Genomic DNA, 23,134 nt, shown 5'->3' on the forward strand with positions numbered 1-23,134 from the left:
GGCTCAGTCCTTGCCGAGCGCCACACCGACCGCCGGCGGTTCGGGCTCCGGCTCGCCCGTCAGGTCGCGCACGAGCAGCGCCGCACCGGCGACCGCGCCGGGCATCAGGACGACGGCCGCGAGCGGCACGAGGAAGAGCACGACCAGCGGCACGCCGAACCCGAGCGCCGTGCCCATCCCGCCGCGCAGGATCCGCACGCGCTCCGGCACGGACAGGCCCCTGCGCTCCATGGCGACGGACGTCAGCTCGACGGTGAGGAAGAACCCGGAGACGGCGAACCCGAGGACCGGCACGACGGTCTGCCCGAGGACCGGCACGAACCCGAGGAAGAACAGCGGCACCGTGAACAGCGCAACCCGCCACAGCACCTGGACGCTGTCGCGGACGGAGACGACGAGGTCCCCCCACAGCGAACGGTCGGGTCCCGGCGGCGCGCCGCCCACGCTGTCCTCGACCCGCTCGGACAGGGCCTCGTAGAACGGCTCCCCGACCAGCAGGGTGACGGCGGCGAACGTGAGGACGGCGAGCAGCACGCCCGCGCCGACCAGCAGCAGCGCGAAGACGGCGCGCAGGACCGACTGCCAGGGACTCCCCCAGTCGTCGGCGAACGGGGTGGCCCACACGGCGATGTCCCCCGCCCACACGGCGAGCGCGACGAGCGCCGCCGCGTACAGCACGAAGGTGATCAGCGCGGGCAGCAACCCGAAGAGGAGCTGCCGCGGGCGGCCGAACACCCAGCGCTGGCCGAGGAGGAGGTACCGCAGACCGGTGGCGAATCCCTGCACGTCGGCCAGGCTATCCGCACCCCTCGCCGACGCCCCAACCGGCCCATCGCCCACGGTGGTTGCCCCGATATTCGGACCGCCGGAAGCCGGGTACAACCAGAGCACGGACCGCCGGAGGGGCGGGCCATGAGGGGGGAACGATGGAACTGTTGCTGGGGGTGGTGTTCGTGGTGGCCGTCATAGGGCTCATCGGCGACATCGTCGGTGGGGGCCGCGGCACGAATTCCGGCCGGCGCGGGAACCGCTGGTCCGACAACGGCTCCCGCCGCTCCCGGAGCAGTGGCGGCTCCGGGGACGACGGCGGAAGCGACGGGTGCGACTGACCGCACCCGCGGCGCCCTCCCGGGCCGGGAGGGCGCCGACCCGGCGCTCGGGTCAGTTGTGGCTGTGCAGGGCCGCGTTCAGGCCGCCCCAGGTGCCGGTGCGGGGCAGTGCCTCCACCGTGCCGGTCGTCGAGTTGCGGCGGAACAGCAGGTTCTGCGCACCCGACAGTTCCAGTGCCTTCACGACCGCGCCGTCCGGGAGGGTCACGCGCGTGCCGGCCGTCACGTACAGGCCCGCCTCGACCACGCAGTCGTCGCCGAGCGAGATGCCGATGCCCGCCTGCGCGCCCAGCAGGCAGCGCTCGCCGATCGAGATGACCTGCTTCCCGCCGCCGGACAGGGTGCCCATGATCGAGGCGCCGCCGCCGACGTCCGAGCCGTCGCCGACGACGACGCCAGCGCTGATCCGGCCCTCGACCATGGAGGTGCCGAGGGTGCCCGCGTTGAAGTTGCAGAAGCCCTCGTGCATGACGGTCGTGCCGGCGGCGAGGTGCGCGCCGAGGCGGACGCGGTCGGCGTCGCCGATGCGCACGCCGGACGGCATGACGTAGTCCGTCATGCGGGGGAACTTGTCGACACTGGAGACCACGAGCTGGACGCCGTCGGCGCGGGCGGCGAGGCGCGCGGCTTCGAGCCCGTCCACCGGGACCGGACCGATGTTGGTCCAGGCGACGTTCGCGAGCAGCGCGAACTGGCCGTCCAGGCTCAGCCCGTGCGGCCGCACCAGGCGGTGGCTGAGGAGGTGGAGCCGCAGGTAGACGTCGTGGGCGTCCACCGGCTTGTCCTGGAGGGACGAGATGACCGTGCGGACCGCCACGACCTCGACACCGCGCCGGGCGTCCGTGCCCAGGGCGCGGGGGGCCGCGTCGCCGAGCAGTTCGGCGGCGCGCTCCGGCGTCAGGCGCTCCGTCCCGGTGACGCCCGGTTCGTCGGCCAGGGCGGGGGCGGGGAACCAGGTGTCGAGCACGGTTCCGTCGGCGGCGATGGTGGCGAGCCCGGCGGCGACGGCGCCGGTGGCGGGGGTGGGTGCAGCGTCGGTCATGTTCCGACGCTAACCGGTCGGGACCTCGCGGGGCGAACCGGTCCGGCTGCCGGGCACCAGCGCGTCCACCGCCGCCCGGGTGCGGGCCGGCTCGTGCGGCCGGCCGGTGAGGAGGAGCTGGATCAGCGTGCCGTCCATCACGGCGAGCACGGCGTGGGCCGACGCCTCGTCCGGCACGAGGGGACGCAGCAGCGCCACCATGTCGTCCAGGCAGCGGGCGGCCAGCGGACGGACGGCGCCCTGCCGCAGCCCGGCGAAGTACAGGTCGTACTCCAGCTCGGTCTGCGCGCGGCGCGGCCCGAGGCAGTCGTCCACGAAACGGACGGCCGCGTCGGCCGGCGTCGCGCCGGCGGCGAGGGTGTCCGTCACCCAGCTCTCGAACCAGCCGAGCCACGCGTCGTTCACCCGCGCCAGGGCGGCCGTCAGCAGCTCGTCGCGGTCGGTGAAGTGGTACGTGGTGGAGCCGAGCGGCACGTCAGCCTCGGCGGCCACGGCCCGGTGGCTGAGGCCGGCGAAGCCGTCGCGCTCCAGCACGCGGACGGCCGCGTCCACGATCCGGTGGCGGCGGTCCGGGTCGTAGCGGCGGGGTCTGCGGGCCGCCATCAGTGGGCACCGCCCAGGTTCAGCACGACGACGCCGGCGATCACGAGGCCGACGCCGAGCATCCGGACGGCCGAGGCCGGCTCGTCGAGGAACAGCATGCCGATGGCGGCGACCACCGCCGTACCGGCGCCGGACCAGATCGCGTAGGCGACACCGACGTCCAGGGTCTTCAGCGTCCGCGCCAGGAGGACGAAGGCGAGGACGTAGCAGACCACGGTGCCGAGGCTGGGCCACAGCCGGGAGAACCCGTCGCTCACCTTCATCAGCGTGGTCCCGAGGATCTCCGACAGGATCGCGCAGGCGAGGAGCACATACGTCATGCGGACGATCGTACACATCGGTGGGGCCGCCGCTGGAGTGACCGCCCTGCGCGCCGCCCCGTGCCGGGCCGGGCGGACGGCCATCCTTGCGGACGTCCCACGTCAGCGTCATGGAAGGGAGCGGACCGATGGCCGAGTGCGAGACCTGCGGCAACGACTACCGGATGGCCTTCGAGGTGCGTGCCGCCGGTCAGGTCCACGTCTTCGACAGCTTCGAGTGCGCCGTCCAGCGGATGGCCCCCATCTGCGAGAACTGCGGCTGCCGCATCATGGGCCACGGCCTGGAGACCGAGGACGGCAACTTCTACTGCTGCGGCCACTGCGCCCGCGCCAAGGGCCACAGCGCGCTGGTCGACCGCGTCTGACGCGCGACCGGACGGCGAAGACGGGCACGGGCGGCCACCCACCGGTGGCCGCCCGTGCCCGTCGCTGTGCGGAGCCCGTCGCTCAGACGTTGAAGCCGAGCGCCCGCAACTGGTCACGGCCCTCGTCCGTGATCTTGTCGGGACCCCACGGCGGCATCCAGACCCAGTTGATCCGCAGCTCGTTCACCAGGCCGTCGGTCGCCGTCCGCGCCTGGTCCTCGATCACGTCCGTCAGCGGGCAGGCCGCCGAGGTCAGGGTCATGTCGATCGTCGCGACGTTGCCCTCGTCGACGTGGATGCCGTAGATCAGCCCGAGGTTCACGACGTCGATGCCCAGCTCGGGGTCGACGACGTCCATCATCGCCTCGCGGATCTCCTCCTCCCCCGCCGGTGCCGTCGCCGTCGCCGTCTCGCCGTCGCTCACGGCGCCTCCTTCTCCAGTGCCTGCGCCGTCGCGTCCTTCCACGCCATCCAGCTCAGCAGCGCGCACTTCACGCGCGCCGGGTACTTCGAGACACCGGCGAACGCGACCGCGTCCTCCAGCGTCTCCTCCATGGCGTCGTCCGGTTCGATCCGCCCCTTGGACTGCATCAGTTCGAGGAACGTCTCCTGGATCGCCAGCGCGTCCGGCAGCTCCTTGCCGACGAGCAGCTCGTTCAGCACCGAGGCGCTCGCCTGGCTGATCGAACAGCCCTGGCCCTCGTAACTGACGTCCGCGACGGTCTGCCCGTCGTAGCGCACGCGCAGGGTGATCTCGTCGCCGCAGGTCGGGTTGACGTGGTGCACCTCGGCGTCGCCCGCGCGCAGGCCGCGCCCGTGCGGGTTCTTGTAGTGGTCCAGGATCACGTCCTGGTACATCGACTGCAGTTGCACGTCCTCGTACCGCCCTATCCGAAGAAGCCACGGACGTACTCGAGGCCCTCGACCAGGGCGTCCACCTCGGCCGGCGTCGAGTACAGATAGAACGACGCCCGCGTGGTCGCGGGAATTCCGTACCTGAGGCAGACGGGCCGCGCGCAGTGGTGCCCGACGCGGACGGCGATGCCCTGCTCGTCGAGCACCTGCCCCACGTCGTGCGGGTGGATGTCGCCGAGGGTGAACGAGATCGTCGCGCCCCGGTCCTCCGCCGTCACCGGGCCGATGATCCGCAGGTCGGGCACCTCGGCGAGGCGCCGCAGCGCGTACCCGGTGATCGCGTGCTCGTGGGCGGCGATCCGGTCCATGCCGATGCCGCTCAGGTAGTCCACGGCGGCGCCGAGCCCCACGGCCTGCGCGACCGGCGGCGTGCCGGCCTCGAACTTGTGCGGCGCGGGCGCGTACGTCGAGGCGTGCATGGTGACCGTCTCGATCATCTCGCCGCCCCCGAGGAACGGCGGCAGGTCCTCCAGCAGCTCCTGCCGGCCCCACAGCACGCCGATGCCCGTCGGGCCGCACATCTTGTGCCCGGTGAACGCGACGAAGTCGGCGCCGAGCGCCTGCACGTCGAGCGCCATGTGCGGGGCGGCCTGCGACGCGTCGATCAGCACGAGCGCGCCGACCTCCTGGGCGCGCCGCACGATCGTCTCCACCGGGTTCTGCGTGCCGAGGACGTTGGAGACGAGGACGAACGAGACCACCTTGGTGCGCTCGGTGATGACCTCGTCCAGGTTCGACAGGTCGAGCCTGCCGTCGTCCGTCAGCCCGAACCACTTGAGGCTGGCGCCCGTGCGCTGCGCGAGGAGCTGCCACGGCACGATGTTGGAGTGGTGCTCCATCTCCGTGATGACGATCTCGGTCGACGCGTCGACACGGTAGGGCTCGTCCGCCCAGCCCAGCATGTTCGCGACGAGGTTGAGCGACTCCGAGGCGTTCTTCGTGAAGACGACCTCGTCGCGGCTGGGCGCGTTGATGAAGGCGGCGACCTTGTCGCGCGCGCCCTCGTACAGCGCCGTGGCCTCCTCCGCCAGGACGTGCACACCGCGGTGCACGTTGGCGTGGTGCCGCTCGTAGTAGTCGCTCATCGCGTCGAGGACCTGGCGCGGCTTCTGGGAGCTGGCCGCGTTGTCCAGGTAGACGAGGCGCTTGCCGTCGTGGACCGTGCGGTCCAGGATCGGGAAGTCCTTCCGGATCGCCTCGGTGTCGAGGAGACCCGGCAGCCCATGGCTCATGAGGTACCGCCCTTGGTGTACTGCTCGTAGCCCTCGGCCTCGAGCTTGTCGGCCAGCTCCGCGCCACCGGACTCCACGACCCGGCCCGCGGCGAAGACGTGCACGTGGTCCGGCTTGATGTACCGGAGGATGCGCGTGTAGTGGGTGATGAGGAGGGTGCCGACCTCGCCGGACTCGCGGACGCGGTTGACGCCCTCGGAGACGATCCGCAGCGCGTCGATGTCGAGGCCGGAGTCGGTCTCGTCGAGGATGGCGACCTTCGGCTTCAGCAGTTCGAGCTGGAGGATCTCGTGCCGCTTCTTCTCACCGCCGGAGAAGCCCTCGTTCACGTTGCGCTCGGCGAACGAGGGGTCCATCTCCAGGCGCTCCATGGCCTCCTTGACCTCCTTGACCCAGGTGCGGAGCTTGGGAGCCTCGCCCCGGACGGCGGTCGCGGAGGTGCGCAGGAAGTTGGACACGGACACGCCGGGCACCTCGACCGGGTACTGCATGGCGAGGAAGACGCCGGCGCGCGCCCGCTCGTCCACGGACATGGCGAGGACGTCCTCGCCGTCCAGCGTGACGGTGCCGCCGGTGACGGTGTACTTGGGGTGGCCGGCGAGCGAGTAGGCCAGGGTGGACTTGCCGGAGCCGTTCGGGCCCATGATGGCGTGTGTCTCGCCCTGCTTCACGGTCAGATCGACACCGCGCAGGATCTCGGTGGGGCCGCCCTCGGCCTCGACGGACACGTGCAGGTCGTGAATCTCAAGCGTTGCCATGGTGCCTTCAGGACTCCTGGGTGACGGAGACGAGCACGGCCGCGTCGGGGCCGTCTCCCTCGATCTTGACGGGGTAAACGGGGATGGGTCGGGTGGCGGGCAGCCCCGAGGGCTTGCCCGTGCGCAGGTCGAAACTGGAACCGTGCAGCCAGCACTCGATCTGGCAGTCCTCCACCTCGCCCTCGGAGAGCGAGACGTTCGCGTGGGAACAGATGTCGTTCACCGCGAAGACCTCGCCCTCGGTGCGGACGACGGCCACCGGGGTGCCGCCGACGTCCACACGCAGCGGGACGTCCGTCGCCAGGTCGCCCAGCGCGCAGGCCCGCACAAAGGGGTCGGTACCGGAACTCATGCGATGGACGCCTCCAGTTCCTCCTGGAGCTTGGCGATCAGCCGCTCCTCGACGTCCGGGACGCCGATCTGCTGGACCAGCTCGGCGAAGAAGCCGCGCACGACCAGGCGCCGCGCCTCGTCGGCCGGGATGCCGCGGGCCATCAGGTAGAAGAGCTGCTCGTCCTCGAAGCGGCCGGTCGCCGAGGCGTGTCCGGCGCCGACGATCTCGCCGGTCTCGATCTCCAGGTTCGGCACGGAGTCGACGCGCGCGCCGTCGGTGAGGACGAGGTTGCGGTTCAGCTCGTAGGTGTCGGTGCCGGTCGCTGCGGCGCGGATCAGGACGTCCCCGATCCACACGGCGTGCGCGGCGTCGCCCTGGAGGGCGCCCTTGTACGCGACGTTGCTGCGGCAGTTGGGCGCGTTGTGGTCGACGAGGAGGCGGTGCTCGTGGTGCTGCCCGTTGTCGGTGAAGTAGAGGCCGTACAGCTCGGCCTCGCCGCCGGGGCCGTCGAAGGAGATGTTCGGGTGGATGCGGACCAGGTCGCCGCCGAACGTCACCACGACCGACTTGAACGTCGCGTCCCGGCCGACCCGCACCGTGTGCTGCGAGCAGTGGACGGCGGTGTCCGCCCAGTCCTGGACGCTGACGAACGTGACCTTCGCGCCGTCGCCGACGAGGAACTCGACGTTCGCTGCGCGCACGGCGTCCCCGAGGTGGTCGGCGACGATCACGACCTCGGCGAACGCGCCGATCTCGAAGACGGTGTGCCCGAAGGTCGCGCCGCCCTCACCGGTCAGGACGATCCGCACCGGCTCGGTGAGCACGGCCTCGGCCGGCACGCTCACCACCGTGGCCTTCTCGAAGGAGCTGAACGCCTGCGCCGCGACCCGGTCCACGGGCTTCCCGGCCTTCCCGACGCGCGGGTCGTCACGGCCCACCGTGGTGGCGGTGACGCCCTCGGGCAGCGTCAGGTCCGACTTGATGGACCCGCCGCCGGCGGCGCTGCCGTCGTGCAGGCCGCGCAGCCGCTCCAGCGGCGTGAACCGCCACTCCTCCTCGCGGCCGCCCGGCACGGGGAAGTCCGCCACATCGTAGGACGGCGGGGCGCTCATCCGGGTCGCGACGGTGGACTCGGCGGCCACCGCGACCGACCCGCCCGCGCTGGCGCCGGCCGGAATACTCTGCGTATCGGCCATGGGTGTCGTCGTGCTCACTCTCTTGATCGGCTCTGCTCTGGTCGGGCGGCCGCGCGGCACGGTGGGCCGTGCGGCGCGGCCGCCGGGGGCTGCTCGCGCGCAGCGGGGGCGAAACGGTGCGGCGTCAGCCGACCGCGCCCTCCATCTGCAGCTCGATCAGCCGGTTGAGCTCCAGGGCGTACTCCATGGGCAGCTCCTTCGCGATCGGCTCGACGAAGCCGCGCACGATCATCGCCATGGCCTCGTCCTCGGACAGCCCGCGGCTCATCAGGTAGAAGAGCTGGTCGTCGCTGACCTTGGAGACGGTCGCCTCGTGGCCCATGGTCACGTCGTCCTCGCGGACGTCGACGTACGGGTAGGTGTCGGAGCGGGAGACCGTGTCCACCAGGAGGGCGTCGCACAGCACGTTCGACTTGGAGCCGGCCGCGCCCTCGCTGATCTCGATCAGACCGCGGTAGGACGTGCGGCCGCCGCCGCGCGCCACCGACTTGGAGACGATGTTGGAGGACGTGCGGGGGGCCATGTGGACCATCTTGGCGCCCGCGTCCTGGTGCTGGCCCTCGCCGGCGAACGCGATGGACAGCGTCTCGCCCTTGGCGTGCTCGCCCATCAGGTAGATGGCGGGGTACTTCATGGTGACCTTGGAGCCGATGTTGCCGTCGACCCACTCCATGGTGGCGCCCTCGTACGCGACGGCGCGCTTGGTCACCAGGTTGTAGACGTTGTTGGACCAGTTCTGGATGGTCGTGTAGCGGCAGCGGCCGCCCTTCTTCACGATGATCTCCACAACCGCGGAGTGCAGCGAGTCCGACTGGTAGATCGGCGCGGTGCAGCCCTCGACGTAGTGGACGTACGCGTTCTCGTCGACGATGATCAGCGTCCGCTCGAACTGGCCCATGTTCTCCGTGTTGATGCGGAAGTAGGCCTGGAGCGGGATGTCGACGTGCACGCCCGGCGGCACGTAGATGAACGACCCGCCGGACCACACGGCCGTGTTCAGCGCGGCGAACTTGTTGTCGCCGGGCGGGATGACCGTGCCGAAGTGCTCCTGGAACAGCTCCGGGTGCTCCTTCAGCGCCGTGTCGGTGTCGAGGAAGATGACACCCTGCCGCTCCAGGTCCTCGCGGATCTGGTGGTAGACGACCTCCGACTCGTACTGCGCGGCGACACCGGCGACGAGCCGCTGCTTCTCCGCCTCGGGGATGCCGAGCTTGTCGTAGGTGTTCTTGATGTCCTCGGGCAGGTCCTCCCAGGACTGGGCCTGCTTCTCCGTGGACCGCACGAAGTACTTGATGTTGTCGAAGTCGATGCCGCTGAGGTCGGAGCCCCAGGTGGGCATGGGCTTCCTGCCGAAGAGCTTCAGGCCCTTCAGGCGCGTGTCGAGCATCCAGTCCGGCTCGGACTTCTTCCCGGAGATGTCCCGGACGACCGCCTCGGACAGGCCCCGCTTGGCGGCGGCGCCGGCCGCGTCGGAGTCGGCCCAGCCGTACTCGTACTTGCCCAGGCCCTCGAGTTCGGGGTGGGCAGTCTCCGTGGGGAGTGTCATGCGGGGTTCCTCCCGGCGATGCGTGCTGTTGCGGTGGTCTTGTCCGGTGTGGTCTCGCCCGGGGTGCCGCCGGTGGCGGTGCCGGGCACGAAGGTCGTGCAGACGCCGTCGCCGTGGGCGATGGTGGCGAGGCGCTGCACATGGCTGCCGAGCAGTTCCGAGAAGACCTCGGTCTCCGCGTCGCACAGCTGGGGGTACCGGGCGGCGGCGTGCGCCACCGGGCAGTGATGCTGGCACAGCTGCTCGCCGGTCCGCACATCCGTCCCGCGGCTGGCGGCCGCGTAGCCCTGGGCGGACAGTGCCTCGGCGAGTGCCGCGACCCGGTCGCCCGGCGCGGCGCGCTCCACGTAGGGGCGGCAGCGCTCCGCCTGCTCGGCGGCGCGGGCACGGGCGAACGCCAGGACGGCCGCCGCACCCCGCTCGCCGCCGCCGGCGGCGCGCTCGATCCAGCGCAGCGCCTCGACGGCCAGCTCGTCGTACGCCTGGTCGAACGCGTCCCTGCCGTCGTCGGTCAGCGCGAACGCCTTGGCGGGCCGGCCCCGGCCGCGCGAGCCGCGCGACCGCCGCTCGCGCGGCTCGACCAGACCTTCGGCGGCCAGGGTGTCCAGGTGCCGGCGGACGGCCGCCTGGGTGAGCCCGAGCCGGCCGGCCAGCTCGGCGGCGGTGGACGGGCCGTGGTCGCGGATGGAGCGGACCACGCGCTGCCGCGTGCCGGAGGGTTCGTCGGCGGCCGGGGGCAGCCCCGCGTCACCGGTGGCTCGGGCGGCCACCGGCACGTCGTGCCGCTCGTTCCCCTTTTTCACAACGCCATTGTTGCGGAATTCGGCCGGGCCGGGCAAGCCGCGTCCTGACCTGCCCGGATGGAGTGCGTCACGTAAGGCAGACCTAACCTGTGACGCCCCGCGGGGGCGCGGTCGAGCCCCGGCGCACCAGCGACGTCGGCAGCACCGTGTCCGCCGGCGTGTCCCCCGGCGCGGTCCCCGCCGCCCGCAGGAGCAGATCGACGGCCGCCCGGCCCGCCTCCGGCGTCGGCATCGCCACCGTCGTCAGCGCGGGGCTGCCGAGCCGGCCGGCCATCGTGTCGTCCACGCCCACCACGCTCATGTCCCGCGGCACCCGCGCGCCCGCCGCGGCGAGGCCCTCGACGACGCCGAGGGCCATCAGGTCGTTGTACGCCACCACGGCCGTCGCGCCCGAGGCCAGCGCCGGGGCGGCGGCCAGACGGCCCCCTCGCGCGTCGGCGCGTTCGGTCCCCGTACGGCGAGGTCCACGCCGAGCCGCGCCGCCGCGCCCGCCGCGTGCCGCCGCATCTCGCCGCCCGTCCAGGACCCGCGCGGCCCGCCGAGCAGCACGATCCGGCGGTGCCCGAGATCCGCCAGGTGCGCGACGGCCGCCTCCGTGCCGCCGCCCACGTCCATCAGGACGGCCGGCAGGCCCGGCACGCTCCGGTTCACCAGGACGAGGGGCGGCGGGCCGGCCGCGAGGCGGGCGACCGCGTCGCCCGGCAGCCGGGGGCTGACCAGCAGCAGGCCGTCGACGCGCCGGGCGAGGGCGGTGACGACCTCCTCCTCCGTCGCCGGGTCCTCGTCGGTGTCGGCGACGAACACCTGGTAGCCGTGCTCGCGGGCGGACCGCTGCGCCGCCTTGATCAGCGGCGGGAAGAAGGGGTTCGCGATGTCGGGGACGATCACGGCCAGGTGCGAGGTGCGGCCGGTGGTCAGGGCGCGGGCGGTCTGGTTCGGCCGGTAGCCGAGGCGCGCGGCGGCGGCCAGCACGGCGTCCCTGGTGGCCGGGCGCAGCAGGTGCGGGGCGGAGAACGCGCGGGAGGCGGTCGCGGGGTGCACCCCGGCCGCGGCCGCCACGTCCCTGATGGTCACCGCGCCGCCGCGCCCCATGCGCGCACTCCCCTCGCCGGGTCCGGCGCCCCGCCGGCCGGTCATGATGCGAGACAGTACTTGACGCGGCCGGGGGTTCCGGGCGACGGTCATGCAACCGGTTGCACAACCTGCCCGCACCACCCACCGCACCGCCCGGGAGAAGCACGGATGTCACGCCGCTACGCCATCGTCGGCCTCGGTCACCGCTCGCAGATGTACCTGGGGGCGCTCCTCGGCGACTGGAGCGACGCCGGGGAGATCGTCGCGTTCTGCGACACGAACCGCACCCGCATGGCCCACGCCAACGCCCGCGTCACCGCCACCGGACGCCCGGCCGTCCCCACGTTCGGCCCGGACGCCTTCCCCGCCGCCATCGAGCACGCCGACACGGTGATCGTCACCACCGTGGACGCCACCCACGCCCGCTACGTGGTCGCCGCGCTCGACGCGGGCCGCGACGTCGTGGTGGAGAAGCCCCTGACCGTGGACGCCGAGGGCTGCGCCCGGATCGCCGAAGCGGCCGAACGCTCCGCCGGCCGGCTCGTCGTCACGTTCAACTACCGCTACGCCCCGCGCAACGCCGCCGTCCGCGAGCTGATCGCCGCGGGCCGCATCGGCGAGGTGACCGCCGTCCACTTCGAGTGGGTCCTGGACACGATGCACGGCGCCGACTACTTCCGCCGCTGGCACCGCCGCCGCGAGAACTCGGGCAGCCTCCTCGTCCACAAGTCCACCCACCACTTCGACCTGGTCAACTGGTGGCTCGGCACCCACCCCGAGCTGGTCTTCGCGCAGACCGGCCTGCGGTTCTACGGCGCGGGCAACGCGGGCGCCGCCCAGTCCGCCGGTCCCCGCCCGCCGCGTGCCCACGGCGCGCCGGGCCTCGGCACGGACCCGTTCCTCCTCGACATGGCGGCCGACCCGTACCTGAAGAGCCTCTACCTCGACGCCGAGCACGAGGACGGCTACATCCGCGACCAGGACGTCTTCACGGAGGGCGTGGACATCGACGACACCATGTCCGTCCTGGTCCGCTACGGCAACCGCGCCACCCTCAGCTACTCCCTCACCGCCTACGCGCCGTGGGAGGGGTACCGCGTCATGTTCACCGGCACGCGCGGCCGTCTCGAACTGGACGTGTGCGAACGGTCCTGGACCCCGCCGCAGGCCGCGATCGACCCGTCGTTCACGGGCGCGGGGGGCGACGAGGGGATCTACGAGCGCCTCACGCTGCACGAGCACTGGAAGCGGCCGGAGCGGGTGGAGATCCGGTCGGGCGACGGCGGTCACGGCGGCGGCGACGAACTGCTGATGAACGACGTCTTCCACGGCGCCGCCGACGACCCGCTGGCCCGCCAGGCCGGTTTCCGCGACGGCATCCGCAGCGTCCTGACGGGCGTGGCCGCCGCCGAGTCGGCCCGCACCGGACAGCCCGTCCTCCTCACGCACGAGGGGACCCGCCTCGCCGCGCGGGCCGACCGGGGCGCGGGGGCCTGACCGCACCCGGCGCGGGCCGCGGGCGGCCGCCGACCTAGACTCACCGGCATGCAGTCCGCGAGAGCCGCCGCACCGGCCGTCGAGGTCACCGGCCTGGTGAAACGGTACGGGCGCACCACGGCGGTGGACGGCCTCGACCTGACCGTGCGCACCGGCACGGTGACCGCCGTCCTCGGCCCGAACGGCGCCGGGAAGACGACGACCGTCGAGTGCTGCGAGGGCTACCGCGCCCCCGACGCGGGGCGGGTGCGGGTCCTCGGCCTCGACCCGGTCGCCGACGCCGGCGCGCTGCGGCCCCGCGTCGGGGTGATGCTGCAGAACGGCGGGATCTACCCGGGCGTGCGCGCCGGCGAGATCCTGCGCCACGTGGCCGGTCTGCACGCGCATCCGCTGGACGTCGGCGAGCTGACCGAGCGCCTCGGCCTCGGCGCCGCGGGCCGCACGCCGTACCGCAGGCTGTCCGGCGGGCAGCAGCAGCGGCTGGCCCTGGCGCTCGCGGTCGTGGGGCGGCCCGAGCTGGTGTTCCTCGACGAGCCGACGGCCGGCCTTGACCCGCAGGCGCGCCGCGCCACGTGGGAGCTGATCCGCGACCTGCGCGCCGACGGCGTGACGACCGTGCTGACCACGCACTTCATGGACGAGGCCGAGGAGCTGTCCGACGAGGTCGCGATCGTGGACGGCGGGCGGGTCATCGCCACGGGTACGCCGGCCGGGCTCAGCCGGGGCGGCGGCACGGCGGACGTGCTGCGGTTCGAGGGCAGGCCCGGTCTCGACGTGGCGGCGCTGCGGGCGGCCCTGCCGGACGGCAGCGGCGTGTCGGAGCCCGCCCCGGGCAGCTACCGGGTCACGGGCGAGATCGGCCCGCACCTGCTCGCGACCGTCACCGCCTGGTGCGCGCAGCACGGCGTCATGCCGGACCGCATCACCACCCGGCGGCACTCGCTGGAGGACGTCTTCCTCGAACTGACCGGCAAGGAGCTGCGGTCATGAGCCGTTACGCGCCCAGGCCCGGGGCCGCCCCGGTGCCCCGCATGATCACGGCGCAGGCCGCCCTGGAGACCCGCATGCTGCTGCGGAACGGCGAGCAGCTCCTGCTGACGGCCGTCATCCCCACGCTGCTGCTGGTGCTCTTCAGCGCGGTGGAGATCGTGGACCTGCCGGGCGGGGACGACGGCGACCGGGTGGACTTCCTGGCGCCCGGCATCCTCGCGCTCGCCGTGCTGTCGACGGCGTTCACCAGCCAGGCCATCGCCACGGGGTACGAGCGGCGGTACGGCGTCCTGAAGCGGCTGGCGGCGTCCCCGCTCCCCCGCTGGGCGCTGATGTGCGGCAAGACGTGCGCCGTGCTGGTGACGCTCGTCCTGCAGAGCGTGCTGCTGTGCGCCGTGGCCTTCGCGCTGGGCTGGTCCCCGCACGGGAACCCGCTGTCCGTCCTGCTCCTGATGGTGCTGGGCGCGGCGGGCTGCTCGGGGCTCGGCCTGCTGATGGCCGGGACGCTGCGTGCCGAGGCCACGCTCGCGGCGGCCAACCTGGTGTTCGTGCTGCTGGTGTTCTTCGGCGGCGTGATCGTCCCGCTCGACGACTTCCCCGACACCGTGGCCTCGCTGCTGCGGCTGCTGCCGGTGACGGCGCTGTCCGACGGGCTGCGGGACGTACTGCGCGACGGCGCGGGGATGCCGTGGGCGGACGCGGGGGTGCTGGCCGTGTGGGCCGTCGCCGCGCCGGCCGCCGCGGCGCGCTGGTTCCGCTGGGAGTGACGGCCCCCGGGGGCTCGTGAATCGGCGCACAAGCGGAGGCATACGATGGGCGGGTGCTGAAAGCAGTGCGAAACCCCCTCGCCTACATCGCCGAGCGCTGGACGCCCCACCCGAGGACCGTCCACCGGGCGGCACTCGCCGCGCTCGTGCTCTCGGTCGTCATCATCATCACGGGCGGCGCCGTCCGGCTCACCGGCTCGGGCCTCGGCTGCGACACCTGGCCCACCTGCAGCGACGGCAACCTGGTCACCACCAGCGAGAACGGCCTGCACGGCGCGATCGAGTTCGGCAACCGCATGATGACCTACGTCGTCAGCGCGGCCGTGGGCTGGTTCATCGTCGCGGCGCGGTGCGCGAAGCCCGAGCGCAGGTCGCTGACGCGGCTCGGCTGGGCGCAGTTCTGGGTCGTCATGTCGAACGGCGTCGTCGGCGGCGTGACCGTCCTGACCAAGCTGAACCCGTTCATCGTGGCCGCGCACTTCATCGCCGCCGTCGCCCTCCTGACGGTGACGGTCATCAGCTGGCTGCGCACCCGTGAGGGTGACGAAGCGCCCCGGCCGCTGGTCGGCGTCCCGGTGCGCCGCGGCGTGATCGCGCTGACGCTGCTGAGCGCCGCCCTCCTCGTCGTCGGCACGGCGGTGACCGGCACCGGCAAGCACGCGGGCGACGACAGCGACATCGAGCGCATGCCGTTCGACTGGGACACGGTGACCCGCCTGCACTCGGGCCTGGCCTGGGCCGTGGTCCTCGGGACGGTCGCCCTCGTCGTCGCCCTGCGGGTCCTCGACGCGCCGTCCCGGCCGCGCGCCGCCGCGCGCGACCTGCTGATCGTGCTGCTCGCCCAGGGCGTCATCGGCTACACGCAGTACTTCCTCGACGAGCCGGAGCTGCTGGTCGGGTTCCACATACTGGGCGCTTCCCTGGTGTGGGTGTACACGATGCGTCTGCTGCTGTCCGTGCGGGACCGCGGCGCGGCGACCGTGCCGCCGGCCCCGGGCGACGGCGACGCGGCGACCGCCTCCGACGGCACACGGGTCCCGGCGACCGCCTGACCGTGCGCCGCGACCGCCGTCGCGCTCAGGAGCCGGTCAGCTCCACGAGCGCCCGCACGGTGTTCCAGTTGCGCGAGGTGACCTCGACGCCCTTCAGCAGCGCCGGGCGCTGAAGGGCGGGGGCGAGGCGCGAGACCCCGAGCCCGTCCGGGGCGTACAGGTAGAGCACCCGGTCACCGATGCGGAACTCCTCGGGCCGGTACGCCGCCGGATCGACGGACGCGAAGCGCTCGGCGGTGAGCGGCCCGGAGCCGAACACGGCGTGCAGGTGCCTGCCCGCCGACTCGCCGGCGGGGAACGGGCAGGCGTCGTGGACCGCACGCAGGTACGCCCCGCCGCGCACCAGGCAGGCGACGCGGAAGCCGAGGCGCCGTTCGATCGCGTCCTCGATGCCCGCGGCGAGCGCGCCCTCCGCGTCCTCGCCGTCCCCGCCGTCCGCGTCACCGGCGAAGACGGCGTTGCCGCTGTTGAGGTGCGTGCGCACCGAGCCGTGGCCGAGGTCCGTCAGGATCTCCCGGAGCACGGGCATCGGCAGCCGCTTGGCGCCGCCCACGTTGACGCCGCGCAGCAGGGCCGCGTACATCGCCGTCATGCGGCGGTCACCGGGCCACGTGCGCCGCGCACCATGAAGACGTCCACCGGGTCCTCGCTCTCCGGCACGAACCCGTGCCGTTCGTACAGCCGCCGGGCCGGGCTGCCCCGCAGGACGTTCAGCCGGACCCGCACGCCCTCGCGGTCGCAGCGGTCGAGGAGTGCGCGCAGCACGGCCGTACCGATGCCGCGGCCCTGCGCGGCGGGGGCCAGGTAGAAGTGCTCCAGCCGGTGCGCGTCGCCGTCCGGGCGCAGCGCGACGCAGCCGGCGAACGCGCCGTCCACCTCGATCACCCGCGTGTGCTCGGGTTCGAAGCCGTCCCGGAGACGCTGCCGCACCCGCCGCTCGTCGTAGCGCCCGAGCCGCTCCAGGTCCGCGCGCAGCACCACGGCACGCAGCTCGGCCACCGCTTCGACATCCGCAGCGGCGGCCGGCCGGAACACCCAATCCGTCATGATCGTCAGACTATCGCCCGTCCGGCGGAGCCGGACGCCGTGCCGTTCGGACCGCCGTCGCCCGGGTCCGCGCCGTCCGCGAGACGGTTGTTGCGGCCGATCTCCGGCGCGCGCCTGACCGTGCCGGCGACGGCGCTGGGCGCCCGGCCCGTCGGCGCGGCGCTGGAACGGCAGCTCCGCCCCGTCGCGGACGACGTGACCGGGCACGTCCTGCGGGACTGCGGCCACATCATCCCGCTGCACCGGCCGCGCGCCCTGCTCGCGCTGCTGCGCCCGTTCCTCTCGGGCGGGGACGCAGCCGCGGGCTGAGCGTCACGCGCCCCCGGTGCCGGCGTCCAGGCGGTAGACGCGGCGTGCCGTGCCGCCCCCGACCAGGGCAGCGACGCGGCGCGCGTCGGCCGGGCCGCAGTCGCCGTCGTCCACCCATGCCGTCAGCACGCGGTCCAGCGCCTGCTGGAACTGCCGCACCCGCACCACATGCAGTTCGGGCAGGGTGCCGGCGCCCGTGGAGAACAGCAGCTTCCCGAACGGCGCCTCGGCCAGCGTCTCCGCCGGCTCGGGTCCCACGTCCGCGTAGACGTGGGGGAAGGCCGCCGCGAGCCGGGCCGCGGCACGGTGGTGGGGCCGCTCCGGCATGAGGACGATCGTGCCGGCGCCCGCCGTGGCGTGCAGCAGCGGCGTGAGCCGGGCCGGGTCGCCGCAGCGCAGCTGGACGGGCCGCCCGGTCGCGAGCGCGCTCCACAGCAGGTGCCCGGAGAGCACCGGGCCCGGCCGCCGCGGCCGGTCCGGGTCGGCGAGCCAGCGGCCCGCCGCGCGGCGCACGGCCGCCGGCCCCGGCCGTCCGGCGCCGAGGCCGTCCGCGTCGCAGACGAAGGCGGCCGACCCGCGGGCCGCGGCGACCAGGGCCTCCGCCATGTCCTCCAGAAGGGCGGCGGCGCCGCCCGCCGTGCCGGCGGCCCGGGCGGCGAGCGCGGAGAGGTCCGTCAGTTCGAGGGCACGCCCGCCCGCGGCCGACGCCAGCTCGGGACGGTCGTGACGGCCTCGTCGTCCCGTGCCGGCCGTTCGGTGCCCGCCTCCGGCCCGGTCCCGACGAGGAGGACCCGGATCCCGGTGGCCCGCAGGAGCGCGCGGCCCGCCGCGTACGCCCCCAGTTCACGACGGCGCGCCAGGTAGCGGACGGCCGGGACGTGCGGGTCGAGCCCGAGGATCGGCGGGCACCACCGGCGTACGGCGAGCCCGACGCGCGAGTCGAAGAAGCTGCCGCCGAACCCCCGGCCGAAGCCGCCGCCGCGCACCCCGGAGGCCGCCGCGAGATGCCGTTCGAAGGCGCCGAGACCCAGCTCCCCGTGCAGCACCCCGTGGCTGTACTGGTCCACGAGATCGACCGGGGTCGTCCGGGACATCACGCGCTTGTCCCCCCTCACGTGCGAAACCGCTGACAGGTGTCGGCCCACCCCGCGCTCAGGCGTCCGCGCCGCCCGGCCGCCCACCGCCGAGCTGGAGCCCGGCCATGCGCGACCATTCGTACGGCCCCGTGCGGAGCCGGCCGGCCGTCTCCCCGTCGAGGGCGGGGCGCAGCGCGACCCCGGCGCGGACGGCCGCGCCCTCCAGGGCGTCCCGGTCGGCCGCCACCACGTCGCCCCACGCGCCGTCGGCGCCGACGATGACGAGCCGGTGGCCGCGGGTGCCGAGGTACGCGATCTGGGCCTCGGCGCCGTCCGCGCCACCGTGCGCCCCGGTGAAGGCCCGCACACGCCGCGCGAGGCGCTCCACCTCGCGCCCCGACGGACCCGCAGCGGCCGGATCGCCGGGCGCCGGAACCTGCTCTTCCGTGTCAGCCATACGGCTCATGCTACTTCCGGGTATCCGGGACCGCCCGCGGCGTTTCCGCCAACCGGCGCGCCGCCCGGCTCAGGAGACGAACGGGTCGATCGCAACGGCGAGGAACACCAGCGAGACGTAGGTGATCGACCAGTGGAACAGGCGCATCTCCTTGAGCTTCGCGCCCTGTTCACCCGCCCGGGCGCGCGCCTGGAGCGCGTGCGCCTCCCACAGCCACCAGATGCCCGCGACCGCGGCGACCGCCGTGTAGAACCAGCCGGCGTACCCGAGGGGCCACAGCAGCAGCGAGACGGCGACCATCACCCAGCTGTAGACCACGATCTGCCGGGCCACCACGAGGTTCCCCGCGACGACCGGCAGCATCGGCACGCCGACCCGCTCGTAGTCGTCCTTGGTCTTCATCGACAGGGGCCAGTAGTGCGGGGGCGTCCAGAAGAACATGACGAGGAACAGCACGACCGCGCCCCACGAGACGGTCCCCGTGACCGACGACCAGCCGATGAACACCGGCAGGCAGCCGGCGATCCCGCCCCACACGATGTTCTGCGCGGTCCTGCGCTTCAGCAGCATCGTGTACCCGACGACGTAGAAGAGCAGCGCGCCCAGCGACAGCGCGGCGGACATCCAGTTGACGAGCAGGCCGAACCACAGGGTGGAGACGACGGCGAGCACGAGGCCGAAGACCAGGCCCTCGGCGGGCCGCAGCACACCCGTGACGAGCGGGCGGTTCCGCGTCCGGTGCATCAGCGCGTCGATGTCGCGGTCGATGTACATGTTGAGCGCGTTCGCGCCGCCGGCGGAGAGGTAGCCGCCGGCGCAGGTCGCGAGCACGAGCCACAGGTCGGGCACGCCGCCCTCGGCGAGGAACATCACCGGGACGGTCGTGATCAGGAGCAGCTCGATGATGCGCGGTTTCGTCAGCGCGACGTACGCCTTGACCCGGGCGCCCGCTGACGCGGCTGCCCCATGGTCCGGACCGCCCCGGCGGAGCCGGGCGACGGGACGGGAATCGACGGCCGTCACGGACACCCCTGGTTGTACGACTGGTTGGGCGACGTCGGCGCGGGTTCGCGCCGCCGGCTGGCACGCGGACGCGGTGTCCGGCCGGTGACCCGGGCCGGGTGGGAGTTCGCGCACACCCCGTCACTCTAGACGCCCGACTTACGCGGCTTGTCGCCGCCCCCCGGGGAAGTCGGCGTGCCGGGCGGCGTGGTCTGGGGCACCCTGGAGTGGCGGACGGCGGGGCTGTCCCCCGGGTGGGTGAGCCCTCCCAGGTAGGCTCGGGACGGCCCGGTGAGCCGTACTCCGCCGCCAGGCGGAGCGGTCCCGTCACCGGCCTGACAGACGCGGAGAGGAGCCCTGACGCAGGGTGAGCAGCAAGCCGACCACCTCAGACCTCGAATGGACCGACCTGGACCAGCGGGTCGTGGACACCGCCCGTGTCCTGGCCGCGGATGCCGTGCAGAAGGTGGGCAACGGCCACCCGGGCACGGCCATGAGCCTCGCGCCGGCCGCGTACGTGATCTTCCAGAAGCTCATGCAGCACGACCCGTCCGACCCGGACTGGGCGGGCCGTGACCGCTTCGTGCTGTCCGTGGGCCACACGAGCCTGACGCTGTACATCCAGCTCTACCTCGCCGGTTACGGTCTGGAGCTCGACGACCTCAAGGCGTTCCGCACCTGGGGCAGCCGTACGCCCGGCCACCCGGAGTACGGCCACACGGTGGGTGTCGAGACGACGACCGGGCCGCTCGGCCAGGGTGTCGCCAACGCGGTCGGCATGGCCATGGCGGCCCGCTACGAGCGCGGTCTGTTCGACCCGGAGGCGGCGGCCGGCGACTCCCCGTTCGACCACACCGTCTGGTGCGTCGCGGGCGACGGCTGCCTGCAGGAGGGCGTCGCCGCCGAGGCCGCGTCCCTCGCCGGCCACCAGAAGCTCGGCAACCTCGTCCTCCTCTACGACGACAACCACATCTCCATCGAGGGCGACACGGCGACCGCGTTCTCCGAGGACGTCCTCGGCCGGTTCGAGGCGTACGGCTGGCACGTGCAGCGCGTGGCCCCGAAGGACGACGGCGACCTCGACCCGGCCGCCCTGTACGAGGCGTTCGCCGCCGCCAGGGCGGAGACCGGCAGGCCGTCGATCATCGCCGCCCGGTCGATCATCGCGTGGCCGGCCCCCTCCGCGCAGAACACCGAGGCCGCGCACGGCTCCGCGCTCGGCGCGGACGAGGTGGCCGCCACCAAGCGGGTCCTCGGCTTCGACCCGGAGGAGCACTTCGCCGTCGACGACGCCGTCCTCGCGCACGCGCGCGGCGCGGTGGAGCGCGGCCGTGCCGCCCACGAGGAGTGGACGAAGCGGTTCGAGTCCTGGCGCGCCGCCAACCCGGAGCGCGCCGCCGCGTTCGACCGGATCCGGGCGGGCGAGCTGCCGGAGGGCTGGGAGAAGGCCCTGCCCGTGTTCGACGCGGGCACGGACGTCGCGACCCGCAAGGCGTCCGGCGAGGTGCTGAAGAAGCTCGGCGCGGTCCTGCCGGAGCTGTGGGGCGGCTCGGCCGACCTCGCCGGCTCCAACAACACGACGATCGACGCGTCGTCGTCGTTCCTGCCCGAGGGCAACCCGCTCTCCAGCGCCGACCCGTACGGCAGGACCGTCCACTTCGGCATCCGCGAGCACGCCATGGGTTCCGCGATGAACGGCATCGCCCTCCACGGCAACACCCGCGTGTACGGCGGCACGTTCCTCGTGTTCTCCGACTACATGCGCCCCGCCGTGCGGCTCGCCGCGCTGATGAAGCTGCCGGTGACGTACGTGTGGACGCACGACTCGATCGGCCTCGGCGAGGACGGCCCGACGCACCAGCCCGTGGAGCACCTGGCCGCCCTGCGTGCCATCCCCGGCCTGAACATCGTCCGGCCCGCCGACGCGAACGAGACGGCGATCGCCTGGCGCGAGATCCTGAAGCGCCACTCCACCGCGCCCGCGCCGCACGGTCTGGCCCTCACCCGGCAGAACGTCCCCACCTACGCGCCCAACGACGACGCGGCCAAGGGCGGTTACATCCACACCGAGGCGGAGGGCGGCGAGCCCCGCGTCATCCTCATCGGCACCGGCTCGGAGGTGCACCTCGCCCTCGCCGCGCGCGAGGCGCTCCAGGCCGAGGGCGTGCCGACGCGGGTCGTGTCGATGCCGTGCGCCGAGTGGTTCGACGAGCAGGACCGCGCGTACCGGGACCACGTGCTGCTGCCGGGCGTCGGCGCCCGCGTGGCGGTCGAGGCGGGCATCGGCCTGACCTGGCACCGTTACGTCGGCGGGGCCGGGCGTGTCGTCTCGCTGGAGCACTTCGGCGCCTCGGCCGACTACAAGACGCTCTACCGGGAGTTCGGGATCACGCCCGAGGCCGTCGCGCAGGCGGCGCGGGAATCCCTCGCCGACGCCGAGCGCTGAACCGGATACACCCGACACGACCTGTACGACACACAGCAGGAGACGCGATTCCCATGACCGACGCACTCAAGCGCCTCTCCGACGAGGGTGTGGCCATCTGGCTGGACGACCTGTCGCGCGGCCGGATCAGCTCCGGCAACCTCGGCGAACTCCTCGACCAGCAGCACGTGGTGGGCGTGACGACGAACCCGTCCATCTTCCAGAAGGCCATCTCCGAGGGCTCCGGCTACGACGAGCAGCTCGCCGACCTGGCCGCCCGCCGCGTGACGGTGGAGGAGGCGGTGCGCATGATCACCACCGCCGACGTCCGCGACGCGGCCGACGTGCTGCGCCCGGTGTACGAGGCGACCGGCGGTCTCGACGGCCGCGTGTCGATCGAGGTGGACCCCCGCCTCGCGCACGACACGCGCGCCACCGTCGCCGAGGCCAAGCAGCTCGCCTGGCTCGTGGACCGGCCCAACACCTTCATCAAGATCCCGGCCACCCGCGCCGGGCTGCCCGCCATCACCGAGACGATCGGCCGCGGCATCAGCGTGAACGTCACGCTGATCTTCTCGCTCCAGCGCTACCGCGAGGTGATGGACGCCTACCAGGCCGGTCTCGAGCAGGCGAAGGCCCGGGGTCTCGACCTGTCCGAGATCTACTCGGTCGCCTCGTTCTTCGTGTCCCGCGTGGACACCGAGATCGACAAGCGCCTGGACGCCATCGGCACCCCCGAGGCCACGGCGCTGCGCGGCAGGGCGGCCCTGGCCAACGCCCGCCTCGCCTACCAGGCGTACGAGGAGGTCGTCGCCGCGGACCGCTGGCAGGCCCTGGAGCGCGACGGCGCCAACACGCAGCGCCCCCTGTGGGCGTCCACCGGCGTGAAGGACCCGGCGTACAAGGACACCCTGTACGTGACGGACCTCGTGGCCCCGGGCACCGTCAACACGATGCCCGAGCCGACGCTGCGCGCGACCGAGGACCACGGCGAGATCACGGGTGACACGATCCGCGGCACCTACGAGCAGGCGCGCGCCGACCTGGACGCCCTGGCCGGCGTCGGCGTCGACTACGACGACGTCGTCCAGGTCCTCGAGGACGAGGGCGTCGAGAAGTTCGAGACCGCGTGGAACGGGCTGCTCGAGTCCACCCAGGCGGAGCTGGAGCGGCTTTCCGGGTCCGGGAAGGACTGAGCCGCGGTGGGCGAGGGCT

Annotated in this window: 25 protein-coding genes and 3 pseudogenes; 9 read left to right on the forward strand and 19 right to left on the reverse strand. The window is 73.3% G+C overall.

What is annotated here, in order from left to right:
• Positions 1 to 3: 3 nt before the first annotated feature.
• Complete coding sequence (locus tag EMA09_RS04300; RefSeq protein WP_129839041.1) at positions 4 to 786, reverse strand: EI24 domain-containing protein; 783 nt, start codon at positions 784 to 786, stop codon at positions 4 to 6.
• A gap of 140 nt (positions 787 to 926) precedes the next feature.
• Here EMA09_RS04300 and EMA09_RS04305 point away from each other — a divergent pair, with 140 nt between their 5' ends.
• Positions 927 to 1,109 carry a hypothetical protein gene (locus EMA09_RS04305; RefSeq protein ID WP_129839043.1) on the forward strand — a complete coding sequence of 61 codons (183 nt, stop codon included), beginning with the start codon at positions 927 to 929 and terminating at the stop codon, positions 1,107 to 1,109.
• 52 nt (positions 1,110 to 1,161) lie between these two features.
• On the opposite strand, the gene dapD is transcribed toward EMA09_RS04305, so the two are convergent.
• From dapD to EMA09_RS04320, 3 genes are read right to left on the reverse strand one after another with little or no spacing between them, the layout of a single operon-like run.
• Entirely contained in the window at positions 1,162 to 2,151 is a 990-nt protein-coding gene (gene dapD / locus EMA09_RS04310; protein ID WP_129839045.1) for a 2,3,4,5-tetrahydropyridine-2,6-dicarboxylate N-succinyltransferase, read from the reverse strand.
• Positions 2,152 to 2,160: 9 nt separating this feature from the next.
• Positions 2,161 to 2,754, reverse strand: a complete 594-nt coding sequence (locus EMA09_RS04315) for a TetR family transcriptional regulator (RefSeq protein WP_129839047.1) — start codon at positions 2,752 to 2,754, stop codon at positions 2,161 to 2,163.
• Positions 2,754 to 3,092, reverse strand: coding sequence for a multidrug efflux SMR transporter (locus tag EMA09_RS04320; RefSeq protein ID WP_129839049.1), 339 nt, complete (start codon positions 3,090 to 3,092; stop codon positions 2,754 to 2,756). Before EMA09_RS04320 ends, EMA09_RS04315 begins: the two co-directional genes overlap by 1 nt.
• A gap of 110 nt (positions 3,093 to 3,202) precedes the next feature.
• Here EMA09_RS04320 and EMA09_RS04325 point away from each other — a divergent pair, with 110 nt between their 5' ends.
• Positions 3,203 to 3,439: a hypothetical protein gene (locus tag EMA09_RS04325; RefSeq protein ID WP_129839051.1), complete on the forward strand. Its 237-nt coding sequence runs from the start codon at positions 3,203 to 3,205 to the stop codon at positions 3,437 to 3,439.
• Between the two features lie 82 nt (positions 3,440 to 3,521).
• Here the strand turns inward: EMA09_RS04325 and EMA09_RS04330 are convergent, their stop codons facing one another.
• From EMA09_RS04330 to EMA09_RS28815, 10 genes and pseudogenes are all read right to left on the reverse strand, one after another.
• Positions 3,522 to 3,863, reverse strand: coding sequence for a metal-sulfur cluster assembly factor (locus EMA09_RS04330; RefSeq protein WP_129839052.1), 342 nt, complete (start codon positions 3,861 to 3,863; stop codon positions 3,522 to 3,524).
• A complete protein-coding gene (gene sufU, locus EMA09_RS04335) occupies positions 3,860 to 4,312 on the reverse strand; it encodes a Fe-S cluster assembly sulfur transfer protein SufU (protein ID WP_129839054.1) in 453 nt (150 codons plus the stop codon). Before sufU ends, EMA09_RS04330 begins: the two co-directional genes overlap by 4 nt.
• A gap of 14 nt (positions 4,313 to 4,326) precedes the next feature.
• Positions 4,327 to 5,586, reverse strand: a complete 1,260-nt coding sequence (locus tag EMA09_RS04340; protein ID WP_129839056.1) for a cysteine desulfurase — start codon at positions 5,584 to 5,586, stop codon at positions 4,327 to 4,329.
• Positions 5,583 to 6,344 (reverse strand): Fe-S cluster assembly ATPase SufC, encoded by a 762-nt coding sequence (sufC, locus tag EMA09_RS04345; RefSeq protein ID WP_129839058.1) that lies wholly within the window; start codon positions 6,342 to 6,344, stop codon positions 5,583 to 5,585. Before sufC ends, EMA09_RS04340 begins: the two co-directional genes overlap by 4 nt.
• Positions 6,345 to 6,351: 7 nt before the next feature.
• Positions 6,352 to 6,696, reverse strand: a complete 345-nt coding sequence (locus tag EMA09_RS04350) for a non-heme iron oxygenase ferredoxin subunit (RefSeq protein ID WP_129839060.1) — start codon at positions 6,694 to 6,696, stop codon at positions 6,352 to 6,354.
• Complete coding sequence (gene sufD, locus EMA09_RS04355) at positions 6,693 to 7,874, reverse strand: Fe-S cluster assembly protein SufD (RefSeq protein ID WP_129839062.1); 1,182 nt, start codon at positions 7,872 to 7,874, stop codon at positions 6,693 to 6,695. Before sufD ends, EMA09_RS04350 begins: the two co-directional genes overlap by 4 nt.
• A 124-nt stretch (positions 7,875 to 7,998) precedes the next feature.
• Positions 7,999 to 9,420 (reverse strand): Fe-S cluster assembly protein SufB, encoded by a 1,422-nt coding sequence (gene sufB, locus EMA09_RS04360; RefSeq protein WP_129839064.1) that lies wholly within the window; start codon positions 9,418 to 9,420, stop codon positions 7,999 to 8,001.
• On the reverse strand, positions 9,417 to 10,190 hold the full coding sequence (locus EMA09_RS04365) for a helix-turn-helix domain-containing protein (RefSeq protein WP_129843824.1): 774 nt from the start codon (positions 10,188 to 10,190) through the stop codon (positions 9,417 to 9,419). Before EMA09_RS04365 ends, sufB begins: the two co-directional genes overlap by 4 nt.
• A 115-nt stretch (positions 10,191 to 10,305) precedes the next feature.
• Positions 10,306 to 10,746: a LacI family DNA-binding transcriptional regulator gene (locus EMA09_RS28810; protein WP_240796624.1), complete on the reverse strand. Its 441-nt coding sequence runs from the start codon at positions 10,744 to 10,746 to the stop codon at positions 10,306 to 10,308.
• 35 nt (positions 10,747 to 10,781) lie between these two features.
• Positions 10,782 to 11,408: pseudogene (locus EMA09_RS28815) on the reverse strand (LacI family DNA-binding transcriptional regulator); the annotation flags it as partial.
• Positions 11,409 to 11,465: 57 nt separating this feature from the next.
• Here EMA09_RS28815 and EMA09_RS04375 point away from each other — a divergent pair.
• From EMA09_RS04375 to EMA09_RS04390, 4 genes are read left to right on the forward strand one after another with little or no spacing between them, the layout of a single operon-like run.
• Positions 11,466 to 12,794 carry a Gfo/Idh/MocA family oxidoreductase gene (locus tag EMA09_RS04375; protein ID WP_129839066.1) on the forward strand — a complete coding sequence of 443 codons (1,329 nt, stop codon included), beginning with the start codon at positions 11,466 to 11,468 and terminating at the stop codon, positions 12,792 to 12,794.
• 48 nt (positions 12,795 to 12,842) lie between these two features.
• Positions 12,843 to 13,784, forward strand: coding sequence for an ABC transporter ATP-binding protein (locus EMA09_RS04380; protein WP_129839068.1), 942 nt, complete (start codon positions 12,843 to 12,845; stop codon positions 13,782 to 13,784).
• Complete coding sequence (locus tag EMA09_RS04385; protein ID WP_129839070.1) at positions 13,781 to 14,551, forward strand: ABC transporter permease; 771 nt, start codon at positions 13,781 to 13,783, stop codon at positions 14,549 to 14,551. The genes EMA09_RS04380 and EMA09_RS04385 overlap by 4 nt, the downstream gene beginning before the upstream one ends.
• A 53-nt stretch (positions 14,552 to 14,604) precedes the next feature.
• Entirely contained in the window at positions 14,605 to 15,603 is a 999-nt protein-coding gene (locus tag EMA09_RS04390) for a COX15/CtaA family protein (RefSeq protein ID WP_240796224.1), read from the forward strand.
• Between the two features lie 25 nt (positions 15,604 to 15,628).
• On the opposite strand, the gene EMA09_RS04395 is transcribed toward EMA09_RS04390, so the two are convergent.
• Together EMA09_RS04395 and EMA09_RS04400 are read right to left on the reverse strand one after the other, a co-directional pair.
• Complete coding sequence (locus EMA09_RS04395; protein ID WP_129839072.1) at positions 15,629 to 16,195, reverse strand: DUF1697 domain-containing protein; 567 nt, start codon at positions 16,193 to 16,195, stop codon at positions 15,629 to 15,631.
• Positions 16,192 to 16,650: a GNAT family N-acetyltransferase gene (locus tag EMA09_RS04400; protein ID WP_129839074.1), complete on the reverse strand. Its 459-nt coding sequence runs from the start codon at positions 16,648 to 16,650 to the stop codon at positions 16,192 to 16,194. The genes EMA09_RS04395 and EMA09_RS04400 overlap by 4 nt, the downstream gene beginning before the upstream one ends.
• A 75-nt stretch (positions 16,651 to 16,725) precedes the next feature.
• Here EMA09_RS04400 and EMA09_RS04405 point away from each other — a divergent pair.
• Positions 16,726 to 16,959, forward strand: a pseudogene (locus tag EMA09_RS04405) (alpha/beta hydrolase); the annotation flags it as partial.
• A gap of 3 nt (positions 16,960 to 16,962) precedes the next feature.
• Here the strand turns inward: EMA09_RS04405 and EMA09_RS04410 are convergent.
• The 3 genes and pseudogenes from EMA09_RS04410 to EMA09_RS04420 form a co-directional block, all read right to left on the reverse strand.
• Positions 16,963 to 18,053: pseudogene (locus EMA09_RS04410) on the reverse strand (amidohydrolase).
• Positions 18,054 to 18,111: 58 nt separating this feature from the next.
• Entirely contained in the window at positions 18,112 to 18,492 is a 381-nt protein-coding gene (locus EMA09_RS04415) for a hypothetical protein (protein ID WP_129839076.1), read from the reverse strand.
• A 69-nt stretch (positions 18,493 to 18,561) separates the two neighbouring features.
• Positions 18,562 to 19,521, reverse strand: coding sequence for a heme o synthase (locus tag EMA09_RS04420; RefSeq protein ID WP_206305898.1), 960 nt, complete (start codon positions 19,519 to 19,521; stop codon positions 18,562 to 18,564).
• 340 nt (positions 19,522 to 19,861) lie between these two features.
• Between EMA09_RS04420 and tkt the strand changes: the two genes are divergently transcribed.
• Both tkt and tal read left to right on the forward strand, forming a co-directional pair.
• Positions 19,862 to 21,940, forward strand: coding sequence for a transketolase (gene tkt, locus EMA09_RS04425; RefSeq protein ID WP_129839080.1), 2,079 nt, complete (start codon positions 19,862 to 19,864; stop codon positions 21,938 to 21,940).
• A gap of 53 nt (positions 21,941 to 21,993) precedes the next feature.
• On the forward strand, positions 21,994 to 23,115 hold the full coding sequence (gene tal / locus EMA09_RS04430; RefSeq protein WP_129839082.1) for a transaldolase: 1,122 nt from the start codon (positions 21,994 to 21,996) through the stop codon (positions 23,113 to 23,115).
• Positions 23,116 to 23,134: the final 19 nt, after the last annotated feature.

The organism is Streptomyces sp. RFCAC02, from assembly GCF_004193175.1.
Classification (GTDB): domain Bacteria; phylum Actinomycetota; class Actinomycetes; order Streptomycetales; family Streptomycetaceae; genus Streptomyces.